The organism is Pseudomonas abyssi, assembly GCF_002307495.1.
In the GTDB taxonomy this organism is placed as follows: domain Bacteria; phylum Pseudomonadota; class Gammaproteobacteria; order Pseudomonadales; family Pseudomonadaceae; genus Halopseudomonas; species Halopseudomonas abyssi.
This window is the reverse complement of record NZ_NTMR01000003.1, coordinates 24,722-38,731: the sequence shown is the minus strand read 5'-3', so window position 1 is coordinate 38,731 and position 14,010 is coordinate 24,722. Positions and strand designations below refer to the sequence as shown.

General features: G+C 62.7%; 10 protein-coding genes. 5 read left to right on the top strand and 5 right to left on the bottom strand.

Annotated features, from left to right (window positions below; all coding sequences use genetic code 11):
* Positions 1-187: 187 nt before the first annotated feature.
* The 3 genes from clpB to rluD all read right to left on the bottom strand — a co-directional run bounded on the left by clpB (position 188) and on the right by rluD (position 4,591).
* Positions 188-2,755 (bottom strand): ATP-dependent chaperone ClpB, encoded by a 2,568-nt coding sequence (gene clpB / locus CNQ84_RS02650; RefSeq protein ID WP_096003383.1) that lies wholly within the window; start codon positions 2,753-2,755, stop codon positions 188-190.
* A gap of 136 nt (positions 2,756-2,891) precedes the next feature.
* The gene (pgeF, locus tag CNQ84_RS02645) at positions 2,892-3,635 is read right to left on the bottom strand and encodes a peptidoglycan editing factor PgeF (protein WP_096003382.1); all 744 of its coding nucleotides are present in this window, start codon (positions 3,633-3,635) and stop codon (positions 2,892-2,894) included.
* Positions 3,632-4,591, bottom strand: coding sequence for a 23S rRNA pseudouridine(1911/1915/1917) synthase RluD (rluD, locus tag CNQ84_RS02640; RefSeq protein ID WP_096003381.1), 960 nt, complete (start codon positions 4,589-4,591; stop codon positions 3,632-3,634). Before rluD ends, pgeF begins: the two co-directional genes overlap by 4 nt.
* Positions 4,592-4,771: 180 nt before the next feature.
* On the opposite strand from rluD, the gene CNQ84_RS02635 reads away from it, so the two are divergent.
* The gene (locus CNQ84_RS02635) at positions 4,772-5,761 is read left to right on the top strand and encodes an outer membrane protein assembly factor BamD (RefSeq protein ID WP_096003380.1); all 990 of its coding nucleotides are present in this window, start codon (positions 4,772-4,774) and stop codon (positions 5,759-5,761) included.
* Between the two features lie 171 nt (positions 5,762-5,932).
* Here the strand turns inward: CNQ84_RS02635 and CNQ84_RS02630 are convergent, their stop codons facing one another.
* Entirely contained in the window at positions 5,933-7,564 is a 1,632-nt protein-coding gene (locus tag CNQ84_RS02630) for an NAD+ synthase (RefSeq protein WP_096003379.1), read from the bottom strand.
* A gap of 178 nt (positions 7,565-7,742) precedes the next feature.
* Between CNQ84_RS02630 and CNQ84_RS02625 the strand changes: the two genes are divergently transcribed.
* The 3 genes from CNQ84_RS02625 to CNQ84_RS02615 are packed head-to-tail and all read left to right on the top strand — an operon-like array spanning position 7,743 to position 10,942.
* Positions 7,743-7,985, top strand: a complete 243-nt coding sequence (locus CNQ84_RS02625) for a PP0621 family protein (protein WP_096003378.1) — start codon at positions 7,743-7,745, stop codon at positions 7,983-7,985.
* A complete protein-coding gene (locus CNQ84_RS02620) occupies positions 7,966-9,558 on the top strand; it encodes a two-component system sensor histidine kinase NtrB (RefSeq protein WP_096003377.1) in 1,593 nt (530 codons plus the stop codon). Before CNQ84_RS02625 ends, CNQ84_RS02620 begins: the two co-directional genes overlap by 20 nt.
* A 37-nt stretch (positions 9,559-9,595) precedes the next feature.
* The gene (locus CNQ84_RS02615; protein ID WP_096003376.1) at positions 9,596-10,942 is read left to right on the top strand and encodes a sigma-54-dependent transcriptional regulator; all 1,347 of its coding nucleotides are present in this window, start codon (positions 9,596-9,598) and stop codon (positions 10,940-10,942) included.
* A 1-nt stretch (position 10,943) separates the two neighbouring features.
* Here CNQ84_RS02615 and thiO read toward each other — a convergent pair whose 3' ends face one another.
* The gene (gene thiO / locus CNQ84_RS02610; protein ID WP_096003375.1) at positions 10,944-12,050 is read right to left on the bottom strand and encodes a glycine oxidase ThiO; all 1,107 of its coding nucleotides are present in this window, start codon (positions 12,048-12,050) and stop codon (positions 10,944-10,946) included.
* A 438-nt stretch (positions 12,051-12,488) separates the two neighbouring features.
* Here thiO and mqo point away from each other — a divergent pair, with 438 nt between their 5' ends.
* A complete protein-coding gene (gene mqo, locus CNQ84_RS02605; protein WP_096003374.1) occupies positions 12,489-13,970 on the top strand; it encodes a malate dehydrogenase (quinone) in 1,482 nt (493 codons plus the stop codon).
* The last annotated feature ends 40 nt before the right edge of the window (positions 13,971-14,010 follow it).

The window sequence follows — 14,010 nt, the reverse complement described above, 5'->3', positions numbered from 1 at the left end:
CCTTAGGCTTGTCCGCGGGGAAGCGAACTGTGGCCGGGCGTGGGACATGTGTTCCGGCCACGACATGTCGTGGCCCTACGGCGAGGGATAACCCTCCCGTCCTCCACCCCAACCTACCGACACCCGAAAACCAACAAAAAACCCCGCACGGTTTCCCGTGCGGGGTTTCTTATCACTCCAGCGTCAATTAGCCGACAAACACAAACTCGTCGTTCTCGACCTTGGCCTCGATGGTCGCGCCCGGAGCGAAGTCGCCGGCCAGAATGCGCTGGGCCAGCGGGTTTTCGATCCAGCGCTGCAGCGCCCGCTTGAGCGGCCGCGCGCCGTAGACCGGGTCGTACCCCACCGAAACCAGCTTCTCCAGCGCCTCGTCGCTGAGCTGCAGATCCAGTTCGCGCTCGGCCAAACGCTGACGCAGGCGGCTGAGCTGGATCTCGGCGATGCCGGCGATCTGGTCCTTGCCAAGCGGCTCGAACACCACCACTTCGTCGACCCGGTTGATAAACTCGGGACGGAAGTGCTGGGTCAGCGCGTCCATCACCGCCGCGTGCTGCGCCTCCCGATCACCGACCAGCTCCTGAATCTGCGCCGAGCCCAGGTTGGAGGTCATCACCACCACGGTGTTGCGGAAGTCGACCGTACGGCCCTGGCTGTCGGTCAGACGACCGTCTTCCAGCACCTGCAGCAGCACGTTGAACACATCCGGATGCGCCTTCTCGACCTCATCCATCAGGATCACCGAGTACGGCTTACGACGCACCGCTTCGGTCAGGTAACCGCCTTCTTCGTAACCGACGTAGCCCGGGGGCGCACCGATCAGGCGAGCAACCGAATGCTTCTCCATGAACTCGGACATATCGATCCGCACCATGGCGTCCTCGGTGTCGAACAGGAACTCGGCCAGCGCCTTGCACAGCTCGGTTTTACCCACACCGGTCGGGCCAAGGAACATGAACGAGCCACTCGGGCGGTTCGGGTCTGCGAGCCCTGCACGGGAGCGACGTACGGCGTTGGACACCGCGACCACCGCTTCATGCTGACCGATCACGCGCTTGTGCAGCGCGTCTTCCATACGCAGCAGCTTGTCGCGCTCACCCTCCAGCATTTTGGACACAGGAATACCGGTCCACTTGGAGACGACCTCGGCGATTTCCTCGTCGGTCACCTTGTTGCGCAGCAACTGGTTCTCCGGCTTGGTGTGCTGCTCAGCCATCTGCTGGCTGCGTTCCAGATCAGGGATCACGCCGTACTGCAGCTCGGCCATGCGGTTCAGGTCACCCTTGCGCCGCGCCTGTTCCAGCTCGGCCTTGGCCTGCTCGATTTTCTCCTGGATTTGCGCAGAGCCCTGCACGTCGGCCTTCTCAGCCTTCCAGATCTCTTCCAGATCGGCGTACTCACGCTCTACCCGGGCAATTTCTTCCTTGAGCTTCTCCAGCCGCTTCAGCGCGGCATCGTCGTCTTCCTTCTTCAGCGCCTCGCGCTCTACCTTGAGCTGAATCAGGCGGCGCTCCAGACGGTCCAGCGCTTCGGGCTTGGAGTCGATCTCCATGCGGATACGACTGGCCGCCTCGTCGATCAGGTCGATGGCCTTGTCCGGCAATTGACGATCAGTGATGTAACGGTGCGACAGCTTGGCCGCAGCGATGATCGCGCCATCGGTGATAGTGATCTTGTGGTGCACTTCGTAGCGCTCTTTCAGGCCACGCAGAATGGCGATGGTGTCTTCTTCAGACGGCTCATCGACCAGCACCTTCTGGAAGCGCCGCTCCAGCGCCGCATCCTTCTCGATGTATTGCCGGTATTCATCCAGCGTGGTGGCACCAACGCAATGCAGCTCACCGCGCGCCAGCGCAGGCTTGAGCATATTGCCCGCATCCATGGCACCTTCTGCCTTGCCGGCGCCGACCATGGTATGCAGCTCGTCGATAAACAGAATAACCCGGCCTTCCTGCTTGGACAGCTCGTTGAGCACGGCCTTCAGCCGCTCTTCAAACTCACCGCGGAATTTGGCACCGGCGATCAGCGACCCCATATCCAGTGACAGCAGACGCTTGTCCTTCAGGCCGTCGGGCACTTCGCCGTTAACGATACGCTGGGCCAACCCCTCGACGATGGCGGTCTTGCCCACACCGGGCTCGCCGATCAGTACCGGGTTGTTCTTGGTACGGCGTTGCAGCACCTGCACGGTACGGCGGATTTCGTCATCACGGCCAATCACCGGGTCCAGCTTGCCCTCTTCGGCGCGCTTGGTCAGATCAACGGTGTATTTGTCCAGCGCCTGACGGGATTCCTCGGCGTTCGGGTCGTTGACGGACTCACCGCCACGCAGGTTGTTGATGGCATTTTCCAGCGCCTTCTTGGATACGCCCTGGCTCAGCAGCAACTTGCCGGCACTGGTGTTCTCATCCATCGCGGCCAACAGCACCAGCTCGCTGGAAATGAATTGATCGCCCTGCTTCTGCGCCAGGCGATCGGCCTGATTCAGCAGGCGCGCCAGCTCCTGCGACAGGCTAACGTCGCCGGTCGGGTTGCTGACAGTGGGCAAACGCTCCAGCGCCTCACCCAAGGCGGCGCGCAAGGCGGCAATATCAAAGCCGACCTGCATCAGCAACGGCTTGACCGAGCCGTGCTGCTGCTCGATCAGCGCTAGCAACAGGTGCAGCGGATCAATCTGGGCGTGGTCGCGGCCGACCGCCATGGACTGGGCGTCGGACAGGGCGACCTGGAGCTTGCTGGTCATACGGTCAATGCGCATGAGTAACGGTCCTCTAATCTGTGCCCGACCACACACTCGGCGGCAGGCAAATTCATCTGTGATGACAGAGTAATAGGGACGATTATCGCGCTTTCAAGTGACCACAAAATAAATGTGGTCAATTTTTTGTCGCCTTTTAGCCGGCGACTGGCGACTCCAGCCAGATAAGGGAGCCGAAGCGTCCGGTCTGGCCATCGCGGCGGTAGGAAAAGAAGCGCGCCGCATCGGACCAGGTGCACTCTTCACCGCCATATACCTGGCGGACACCGACATCAGCCAGGCGCTGACGGGCAAGTTGATACAGATCGGCAAACCAGTGCCCTTCGCGCTCGGCCGGAGCAAAGGCGCTCGCGGCCCGGGCATCGGCCTTGATGAAGGCGTCACGCACCTCTGGCCCTACCTCAAAGGCAGCAGGACCGATGGCGGGCCCAAGCCATACCAGCAGCTCACTGGCCGAGCCACCGAGCCGGCGCACGGTTTGCTCCAGCACACCGTCGAGCAGTCCGCGCCAGCCCGCATGAGCAGCCGCGACGCGACTGCCCTCGCGATCACTGAACAGCACCGGCAAACAATCGGCGGTCATGATGGTGCAAGCGATACCCGGCTGGTCGGTCCAACTGGCGTCCGCCTCAAGCACCTGCGTCGGGTCGGCCTTGCATACCTCGGTGCCATGCACCTGGGTCAGCCAAGCCGGCTGACACCCCAGCACCCGTTCCAGCTCGGCGCGGTTGGCAGCAACATGGGCGGGGTCATCGCCCACATGGTCACCCAGGTTGAATCCTTTCCACACGCCCTGACTGCAGCCGCCCCGGCGCGTGGTGATGCAGGTGCGTACGTGCGCTGGCGCAGGCCACTCGGCGCTCATCCACAGCATGCTCATTCGCCGATCTCACCGTCCTCGCGCAGCAACGCCAGCAGGTGCTGCATGTCGCCTGGCAACGGCACCTGCCAGCTCATGTGACGGCCATCGTCGGGATGCTCCAGCTCAAGACGGCGAGCGTGCAGCGCCTGACGCGGAAACTCGCGCAGCTCCTTGATCAGTTCAGGGCTGGCACCCGGCGGGATGCGCAGACGCCCGCCGTACACCGGATCGCCGACCAGCGGAAAGTGGATATAGCTCATATGCACGCGAATCTGGTGCGTGCGCCCGGTTTCCAGCTTGACCTTGACGTGGGTATGGGCGCGGAAGCGGTTGATCACGCGGTAGTGACTGATCGCCTGCTTGCCGCCGGCGACCACCGCCATCTTCTGGCGCTGGGTGCCGTGCCGAGCAATCGGCTGATCCACCTTGCCCCCAGCCGTCATCACACCGGTCACCACGCACTCATACTCGCGACTGACCGTGCGCGCCTGCAGTTGGGCTACCAGATCGGTCTGCGACTCGATGGTTTTGGCGACCACCATCAGGCCGGTGGTGTCTTTATCCAGACGATGAACGATACCTGCACGCGGGACCTTGGCCAGCTCCGGGCAATGGTGCAGCAGCGCGTTCAGCAGCGTGCCGTCCTGGTGTCCTGCCGCCGGGTGCACCACCAAGCCAGCCGGCTTGTTGATCACCAGCAGGGCGCTGTCTTCATACAAAATGTCCAGCTCGATCGCCTCGGGCTGCCACTCGCCCTGCACCTCCCGCTCGGCATCCAGCGTCAGCTCTTCGCCACCGTACACGCTGTCGCGCGTGCGCTTGCGCTCGCCATCAACCAGCAGGCTGCCGTCCTTGATCCAGCCCTGCAGCCGCGAGCGTGAGAAGTCCGGGAACAATTGGGCGGCGACCTGGTCAAGGCGTTGACCACCCGACTCCGGGCTGACCTGTGCGGACAAACGAATACGATCTGACATGGGGGAACTCGCTGGGGACAGAAGGCGCTGGCAATGGCCGCAATCGCTTTTTGGATTCAACCGGGCGCTGTGGTTAAATACGGCCAGTCCGGGGAGTCCGGACAAGGCTGTAGAGGCCCCAAACTATAACAGGACGGCCGCACTGGAAACAGCGCGACCCGCCCATTCGGATGTCATGATATGTCGCTGAAACATCTGCTGCTGGTCGGCGCACTGGCACTGCTGGCCGCGTGCTCCTCTAACGCACCGGTCATTGACGAGTCGCTCAGCGAGTCTGAGCTGTACCGCAAGGCACAGGTAGACCTGGACGCCAAGAACTACGGCGCCGCCGTTGAAACCCTGCGCGCACTGGAAGCCCGCTATCCGTTTGGCCGCTACGCGGACCAGGCTCAGCTCGAACTGATCTACGCCTACTATCAGAACGTTGAGGCTGAAGCAGCCACCGCTTCAGCTGACCGCTTCATCCGTCTGCATCCGACCCATCCGAACGTTGACTACGCCTACTACATTCGTGGCCTGGCGTCATTCAACCGCGATCGCGGCATCATCGAGCGCTTTCTGCCGCTGGACATGACCCGTCGCGACCCGGGCGCCGCCCGTGACTCGTTCAACGACTTTGCCCAGCTGATCAACCGCTACCCGAACAGCCAATACGCCCCCGACGCCCGTGCGCGCATGGTCTACCTGCGCAATCTGCTGGCGGCCTATGACGTCAACGTGGGCCACTACTACCTCAAGCGCGGCGCCTACCTGGCCGCCGCCAACCGTGGCCGCTACATAGTCGAGAACTTCCAGCAGACGCCGGCCGTAGGCGACGGCCTCGCCCTGATGGTCGCAGGCTACAACCGCCTGGCCATGTATGACCTGGCCGACAGCGCACTGGAGACCCTGCAGCTCAACTACCCAGAGCACCCGGCACTGGTCGACGGCAAGTTCAAGCACCACGTTGAGCCGGCCGAAGCCGATCTGGACTGGCTGGAGGCGACCTCGGTTGGGGTGATCGACGCTGTAACTGCCCCGCCGCCACGCATGGCCAAAACCCAGATGGAACGCGAGATGGAACGTCAGTACCAGGACGCCGTAGACGCCCTGCCCCGCGAAATCCGCGTCGGTGGCCAGGAAGCCGGTCGTACCTTCTGGAACAAGATCACCTTTGGTCTGATCGACTAGGGACGCCCCACAAAAAAGCCCGCCACGGCGAATGCCTTGGCGGGCTTTTTTGTGGGGCAGCGGCAAGCTACAAGCCTCAAGCTGCAAGTAAAAGCAGCGCGGTTTAGTGTTTAGTTTATGGCTTGTAGCTTAAAGCTTGCGGCTTGAAGCTGCCGGCCAAAGGCCGGCTGGCTAGTCCTCCATCCCCCACCCTGAAGTGATCGGATAACGACGGTCACGACCGAAACCACGCTGGGTAATACGCGCCCCCACAGCCGCCTGACGGCGTTTGTATTCGTTCAGGTCGACCAGCCGAACAACGCGCTTGACCACATCTTCTTCAAAACCGGCAGCAACAATGGCACTGGCAGACAGGTCGTGCTCGATGTACAAGCGCAGAATCTCGTCCAGCACCGGGTATGGCGGCAGCGAGTCTTCGTCTTTCTGGTCGGGCGCCAGCTCGGCGGATGGCGGGCGATCAATCACGCGCTGCGGAATCGCCGGACCAAGGGTGTTGCGGTACTCCGCCAGCCGGAAGACCAGCGTCTTGGGCACATCCTTGAGCACGTCAAAGCCGCCGGCCATGTCGCCGTAGAGCGTGGCGTAACCCACGGCCATCTCACTCTTGTTACCGGTGGTCAGCACCAGCGAGCCGGTCTTGTTGGAGAGCGCCATCAGCAGCGTGCCGCGACAGCGCGCCTGCAGGTTTTCTTCAGTGGTATCGCGCGGCAAGCCCTCAAACACCGGCTCCAGCGTCTGCATGAACGCCTCGACCATCGGCGCAATGGGCAACACGCGATAGTGTACGTGCATGGTGCGCGCCTGGGCTTCGGCGTCTTCCAGGCTCATGCTCGAGGTGTAGTGATACGGCATCATCACCGCTTCAACGCGCTCTGCACCGAGCGCATCGACTGCAACCGCCAGCGTAAGGGCCGAGTCGATACCGCCAGAGAGCCCCAGCACCACGCCCTTGAAACCGTTCTTGTTGACGTAGTCGCGCACGCCGGTCACCAGCGCCTGGTACACGCTGGCCTCTAGCTCCGGCATGGCCGCCACGGCGCCCTGGCGCAGGATCACCTGGCTCTGGTCAAAGTGCACATCCACCGGATACAGCCCTTCGGTAAAGGCCTCGACCCGACAGGCGATCTGACCGTCGGCAGTAACCGCTACCGAGCCACCGTCAAACACCAGCTCGTCCTGGGCACCGACCTGATTCACATAGACAATGGGCATGCCACCCTCAGCGGCGCGACCGGCCAGCATGGCCTCGCGCTCGCGCTGTTTATCCATGTGGAAGGGCGAGGCATTGAGGTTGAGCATCAGCCGGGCACCAGCGTCCCGCGCCTGCGCCATCGGCTGCGGATGCCAGATGTCCTCGCAGACCGTGACAGCCACTGGCAGACCATCAATCTCCAGCAAGCAGCATTCGTTACCCTCGCTGAAGTAACGCTTTTCATCGAATACGCGGTAGTTGGGCAACTGCTGCTTGGCGTAGGACGCCAGCAGGCGGCCATCGGCAATCACGGCGGCCTTGTTGTAGCAGGCATCGCCTTCCTGCCAGGGGTAGCCGACCACCATGTAGATGCCCGATACCTCTTTGCACAGGCTATCCAGCGCCCGGCTGATGCGTGCCTGCATGCTGGAGCGCAGCAGCAGGTCTTCCGGTGGGTAGCCACACAGCGACAGCTCGGGGAACACGATTACCCGGGCGCCCAGCTCGTCGCGGGCGTGCCGGGCTGCCTCGATGATGCGCGCGAGATTTCCCGGAATATCACCCACCCGCATGTTCAGCTGGGCCATCACGATGCGCAATGTCGCCGTCATGTTGCTTCTCCTGACTCAAGATGCGGCCTATTGTCCGGCAAGCGCTGCGCACCCGCAATCGCAAGATGGCTTTGGCGTGGGCGGGCCATGGGATACACTGGGGCCCGCAGCCCAACTAGACACGCGTTGCCGCATGCAAAGGCAACGCCCGACTCCACTCTCGACACAAGCCTGTTTCATGGGACTGATCAAACTCATCTTTCTTGCCCTGCTGGTGTGGTTCGCCCTGCGCCTTTGGCGCGGCCTGCAGCGACAGCAGGCAACTCAACGCCAGCAACAGAGCGCGCGAGCGCAGCAGGAGCCGCCGCTGATGGTGCGCTGTGCGCAGTGCCAGGTGCATCTGCCCCAGAGCAGCGCGCTGCGCGCCAACGATAACTGGTACTGCTGCGCGGAGCACCGGGATGAGCACCAGCAACGCTGAGCGGATCGACTCGCAACGCCCGCGCATTCTGCGTCTGTACAACCTTTACCGGGTCATTCTGGGCTTCGGCCTGACCTTGCTGACCAGCTCGGCGCTGCGCGAAGGGGTACTGTCGGTGAGCGACGCCGACGTCTACGCCAAGGCCAGCTGGATCTATCTGTTTATCAACGTACTGATCGCACTGTCGCTGCATCGCGGTCGACGCGATCTGCACCTGTTCATCCTGGCGGTGCTGGATATCGGCCTGCTGGGCGTGATCTTTTACGCGGCCGGCGGTATCGGCAGCGGCTTCGGCAACCTGCTGATCATTCCGGTCGCCATCGGCAACGTCCTGCTGCACGGGCGAATTGGCCTGTTGCTGCCGGCTCTGGCCAGCCTGGTGCTGATCTACCTGACCTTCTTCCTCAGCCTGACCCATCCGTATATCGGCCAAAGCTACCTGCAGGCCGGCGTGCTCGGCGCCATCTACTTCGCCGTTGCCATGTTTGTACAGCGAGTCAGCCGCCGCCTGCACCTGTCCGAGATACTCGCGCGCGAACAGGCCGCCAGCCTGGCCAGCATGGAGCAGCTCAACCAACTGATCATCCAGCGCATGCGCACGGGCATTCTGGTGGTCTCGGACGATCAGCGCGTGGTTACCAGCAACGAGGCCTGTGCCCAGATGCTCGGTCGCGAGTTGCCCACCGGCGCCAAACTCGAACGCATTGCACCAGAGCTGGAGCAGCGGCTGCGTCAATGGCAGCGCAACCCCTCGGTGCGCGGCACCTCCTTCCACAGCCACAGTGGCGGCGCCGAGCTGATGGCCAACTTCAAGCCGCTCGGCGACAGCAGCAAGGGCAGTATTCTGGTCTTTCTGGACGACAACACCCAGGTGGCGCAACAAGCTCAGCAGCTGAAACTGGCGTCCCTTGGCCGCCTCACCGCCAGCATCGCCCATGAAATCCGCAATCCGCTGGGTGCCATCAGCCACGCAGCCCAGTTGCTCAACGAGTCCGACCTGTTGTCGCGTCAGGACCTGCGTCTGACCGAGATCATCCAGCAGCACTCTCAGCGCATGAACCGGGTCATCGAGACCGTGCTAGAGCTGTCCCGACGCCGCCCCAGCGAGCCGCAACTGCTGGACCTGGCGCTCTGGACCTCCGCCTTTCTGCAGGACTTTCGCGCCGCACACCCGGCCACGGACAGCATCGATTGCGAGATCGAAAAAGAAGGCATTCTGACCCGTATCGACCCCAATCAGCTGACCCAAGTGGTCAACAACCTGTGCCATAACGCCCTGCGCTACAGCGGCGAACCCGGCACGCCCCGGACCATTTACCTGCGCCTTTACCTGCACCCTGACACGCAGCTGCCCACACTGGAGGTCATCGATCACGGCCCCGGCGTTGCCAGTGAGCATGTCGGACACATCTTCGAGCCCTTCTACACGACCGAGAACAGCGGGACCGGCCTTGGTCTGTATATCTCCCGAGAGCTGTGCGAAAGCAACCAGGCTCGCCTGGAGTGCGACAGTGTGGAACCACATGGCTGCTGCATGCGCATCACCTTCGCGCACCCCAAACGACTGGTATGATGGGCGTCCACGGACAGACAGGAGACAGGCGCAGCCCATGACTCGACCCACGGTGCTGATCATTGACGATGAACCGGACATCCTCGAACTGCTGGAGATGACGCTGGGGCGCATGGACCTGTTGACCCGCCGCGCCAGCACGCTGGAGCAGGCGCTCGCATTGCTCGAGGGCGAGACGTTTGCCCTGTGCCTGACCGACATGCGTCTGCCTGACGGCGACGGCATGGCCATCGTGCGGCATATTCAGCAGCACTGCCCAGCCACCCCCGTGGCCATGATCACCGCCTTCGGCAGCCTGGACACCGCCATCAATGCCCTCAAGGCCGGCGCCTTCGATTTTCTGACCAAGCCGGTCGACCTGACCAGACTGCGCGAGCTGGTCGCCACTGCGCTCAGGCTCAACCAGCCAAAGCCGGACAACGGCCCCGCCAGCGATGACGACCCGCTGCTGGGTATCTCCCCGCCTATCGAGCGCCTGCGCAGGCAGATCGGCAAGCTGGCGCGCAGCCAGGCGCCGCTGTATATCAGCGGTGAGTCAGGGAGCGGCAAGGAACTGGTCGCGCGGCGCATCCATGCACTGAGTCCGCGCGCAGACCAGCCCTTTGTGCCGGTCAACTGCGGTGCCATCCCATCCGAGCTGATGGAAAGCGAGTTTTTCGGCCACCGCAAGGGCAGCTTCACCGGCGCGGTCGCCGACAAGCCCGGCCTGTTTCAGGCCGCCAATCACGGCACCCTGTTTCTGGATGAGGTGGCGGACCTGCCCATGGCCATGCAGGTCAAGCTGCTGCGCGCCATCCAGGAAAAAGCGGTGCGGCCACTGGGCAGCCAACGCGAGGAACCGATCGATGTCCGCCTGCTGTGCGCCACGCACAAGGATCTGGCCGCCGAAGTGGCGCAGGGGCATTTTCGCCAGGATCTGTTTTATCGTATCAACGTGATCGAGCTGCAGGTGCCACCGCTACGCGAGCGGCGCGAAGACCTGCCACTGCTGATCCGGCATATTCTTGCGCGTCTTGCCCAGCGCAACGGTACGCCCGCACCACGCCTGACCGACAGCGCCATGGAGCGCCTGCAGAGCTATCGCTTCCCGGGTAACGTGCGCGAACTGGAGAACGCGCTGGAACGTGCCTTTACCCTGTGCGACGAGCAGCAGATTGATGCCGGTGATCTTTACCTTAGCCCCTGCACTGCGAGCCAGGGCGACGATAGCCCGGACCTCAGCCAGATTGATCACCTGGAAGACTATCTGGATAACATCGAACGCCAGGCGATCACCCAGGCACTGGAAGAAACCCGCTGGAACAAGACCGCCGCAGCGAAGCGGTTGGGCCTGACCTTCCGCTCGCTGCGTTATCGCCTGAAAAAGCTCGGGCTCGACGACTGAATCAACCGTGGCAAAGCCGTGCATCCGGCAGATAAGGCGCCGGATCGATGGCCGGCGCACGCTCCAGCAGCAGATCAGCCAGCAGGCGGCACGACGCCGGCGCCAGCACCAGACCATTACGATAGTGTCCCAGGTTCAGCCATAGCCCCGGCCGCGCAGAGAGCGGCCCGATATAGGGTACGCCGTCGGGCGAGCCCGGTCGCAGGCCCGCCCACTGGGCGACAGGCGTTTGCTGCGCCAACGCAGGCAACAGCGCTTCGGCGCTCAGGCGCAGGGAGGTCAGCGCCTGTTCGGTGGTGGTTTTATCGTAGCCCGCATGCTCCAGCGTACTGCCGATCAGAATGTGTCCATCACGCCGGGGAATGGCGTAGCGCCCCTCGGCCATCACCATCGACGGCAACCAGCCGGGCTCCATGCGGTACAGCAGCATCTGCCCCTTCACCGGCTCAACCGGCAGCGTCAGCCCCTCAGCGGCCAGCCAGTCCCCGCCCCAGGCGCCAGCACAGAGCACCACGGCATCGCCGCTCACCACCCCGCCGGCGATCTGCACACCGGTAATCCGCCCGGCCTCACGCTGCAGCCCCAGTGCGGCGCAGTGCTCACGCAGCACAAAACCGTCAAACTGCAGCAGCCGCGCGCGCAGGGCTTTCATCAGCCGAGGGTTACGCACGTTCGCCAGATCAGCCTGCCATAGCGCACCGGCAAACCCCTTCGCCAGCGGCGGCACCTGGCGATAGATGAACTGCTCATCGACATGCTGCAACGGCCGGTCCTGCTGCGCCGCCCACTGCATGGCCTGATCCTGTTCATCCAGGTCCAGCCACAGCAACCCGCAGGGCTGCACCTCAGGATCAATGCCGGTGTCCACCAGCAGGTGCCGCGCCAGGGCGCCGTAATAGTCCTGCGACCAGCGCGCCAGTGCACTGATGGGTGAGCTGTAGCGCCAGGGGTAGAGCGGCGACACGATACCGCCGCCGGCCCAGGACGCCTCACGTCCCAGCTCGCCGCGCTCCAGCAGGGTTACGCGACACCCCGCCTGCAGCAACTCCAGCGCCGTCAGACAGCCCATCACACCACCACCAACGATCACCACATCTCGCATCCACATCCCCTTTTTTCAAGGTAAAACTGGCGCCAATTGCAGCGCGCAAAAAAACACAAAGTCTGTCCTGTTACCGGCATTTGCGACCAAAGTCGGTCATTGCGCCTGCCGCTTTGGCCCAATGCAGGGCTGCAGCGCCTGTCACCCGAACAGAGAAACCGGTATGATACGCCTTCTCTGAACTACTCCAATGGCAGATCACCGTCCGTCCATTGAGCCCTGGCCGGCAATTCCACACGAAATGCCAACCGCAACATCATCAGCCAACACTGATAACACATGCCCGGGCGTTCGGAGCTGACAGCACACATTGCTTGACGTGCTCTCGGCGCAGCCAAAAGCGTCAGCCGAGGACAAGCCCGTTTGCTAGCCGCCCCGACATTGGCCAGTATGATCACTGGAGAGCTCAGGCTCCTTGATTTTTAGCAAAGAGGCGACAGGTAAATGACGGCAACGAACGTGGATGTATTGCTGGTCGGTGGTGGTGTCATGAGCGCCACCCTGGGAATGTTGCTCAAACAGCTGGATCCCGCCATGACCATTACCCTGGTCGAACGTCTGGATCACGTGGCCCATGAAAGCACCGACGGCTGGAACAACGCAGGCACCGGGCACGCCGGCTACTGCGAGCTGAACTACACTCCCGAAGACCAGAATGGCAATGTCACCATTGAGCGCGCGCTGGCAATCAACGCGTCCTTTGAAGTAACCCTGCAGTTCTGGAGCTACCTGGTAGAACAGGGCATCATCCAGACCCCCTCGGACTTCATCAATGCCACCGCGCACCAGAGCTTTGTCTGGGGTGAAAAGGACGTTGCCTTCCTGCGCAAGCGTCACGAACTACTGAGCAATCACCACCTGTTTGCCGAAATGAAGTTCAGCCAGTCCCCCGAGCAGCTGCGCGAGTGGATGCCGCTGATCATGTCCAGTCGCGACACCAATGTGCCCTTCGCCGCCACCCGCGTCGAACATGGCTCCGACGTCGACTTTGGTTCACTCACCCGCCGCATGATCGCCCACCTGGAGCAGCAGGACGGCTTCGACCTGCGCCTCAGTCACTCGGTCAAGTCACTACGCAAAAGCAAGCGCGGCCATTGGCGCGTGGTGGTCGAGGACGAGAAAACCGGCAAGGATCTGGAGATCAACGCCAAGTTCGTCTTCCTCGGCGCCGGCGGCGGCTCCCTGCCGCTGCTGCAAAAATCCAACATCGACGAAAGCCAGGGCTACGGCGGCTTTCCGGTCAGCGGCCAATGGCTGGTCTGCCAGGACCAGGACGTGGTCAAACGCCACAGCTCCAAGGTTTACGGCAAGGCGCCGGTCGGCGCTCCGCCGATGTCGGTTCCACACCTGGATACGCGCATCATCAATGGCAAACCGGCACTGCTGTTCGGGCCATTTGCCGGCTTCACCACCAAGTTCCTGAAGAAAGGGTCGGTGTTTGACCTGTTTTCCTCGGTCAAGCCCTACAACGTGGCACCAATGATGGCGGTCGGCCGTGACAACATGGATCTGACCAAGTACCTGATTGCCGAGTCGTTCCAGTCGCACAAGGATCGCGTTGCCTCGCTGCGCAACTTCTTCCCGGATGCTCAGGAGAAGAACTGGAAGCTGCAGAACGCCGGCATGCGCGTACAGATCATCAAGAAGGACGCCAAGGGCCACGGCAAACTGGAATTTGGTACCGAGATTGTCGCCGCCAAAGACGGCACCCTGGCTGCGCTGCTGGGCGCCTCCCCTGGCGCCTCCACTGCAGTGCAGGCCATGATCGATGTGCTCGAACGTTGCTTCAAGGATCGTATTGCCAGCCCCGAGTGGCAAGCGCGCATGCGCGAGCTGGTGCCCTCCTACGGCCAGTCGCTGGTCAACGATGGCGCGCTGCTGAAGCAGGTACGTGAGCGCACGCTAAGCACCCTCAAACTGCGCTGAGGCGCGCCGTGCAGGGTCTGCCGATACAACGTCAGCAGAC

What these genes read in the sequence shown, in the direction of transcription:
- clpB (WP_096003383.1), bottom strand. Translation starts at nt 2,755, where the DNA reads ATGCGCATTGACCGTATGACCAGCAAGCTCCAGGTCGCCCTGTCCGAC.
- pgeF (WP_096003382.1), bottom strand. Translation starts at nt 3,635, where the DNA reads ATGAGCATGCTGTGGATGAGCGCCGAGTGGCCTGCGCCAGCGCACGTA.
- rluD (WP_096003381.1), bottom strand. Translation starts at nt 4,591, where the DNA reads ATGTCAGATCGTATTCGTTTGTCCGCACAGGTCAGCCCGGAGTCGGGT.
- CNQ84_RS02635 (WP_096003380.1), top strand. Translation starts at nt 4,772, where the DNA reads ATGTCGCTGAAACATCTGCTGCTGGTCGGCGCACTGGCACTGCTGGCC.
- CNQ84_RS02630 (WP_096003379.1), bottom strand. Translation starts at nt 7,564, where the DNA reads ATGACGGCGACATTGCGCATCGTGATGGCCCAGCTGAACATGCGGGTG.
- CNQ84_RS02625 (WP_096003378.1), top strand. Translation starts at nt 7,743, where the DNA reads ATGGGACTGATCAAACTCATCTTTCTTGCCCTGCTGGTGTGGTTCGCC.
- CNQ84_RS02620 (WP_096003377.1), top strand. Translation starts at nt 7,966, where the DNA reads ATGAGCACCAGCAACGCTGAGCGGATCGACTCGCAACGCCCGCGCATT.
- CNQ84_RS02615 (WP_096003376.1), top strand. Translation starts at nt 9,596, where the DNA reads ATGACTCGACCCACGGTGCTGATCATTGACGATGAACCGGACATCCTC.
- thiO (WP_096003375.1), bottom strand. Translation starts at nt 12,050, where the DNA reads ATGTGGATGCGAGATGTGGTGATCGTTGGTGGTGGTGTGATGGGCTGT.
- mqo (WP_096003374.1), top strand. Translation starts at nt 12,489, where the DNA reads ATGACGGCAACGAACGTGGATGTATTGCTGGTCGGTGGTGGTGTCATG.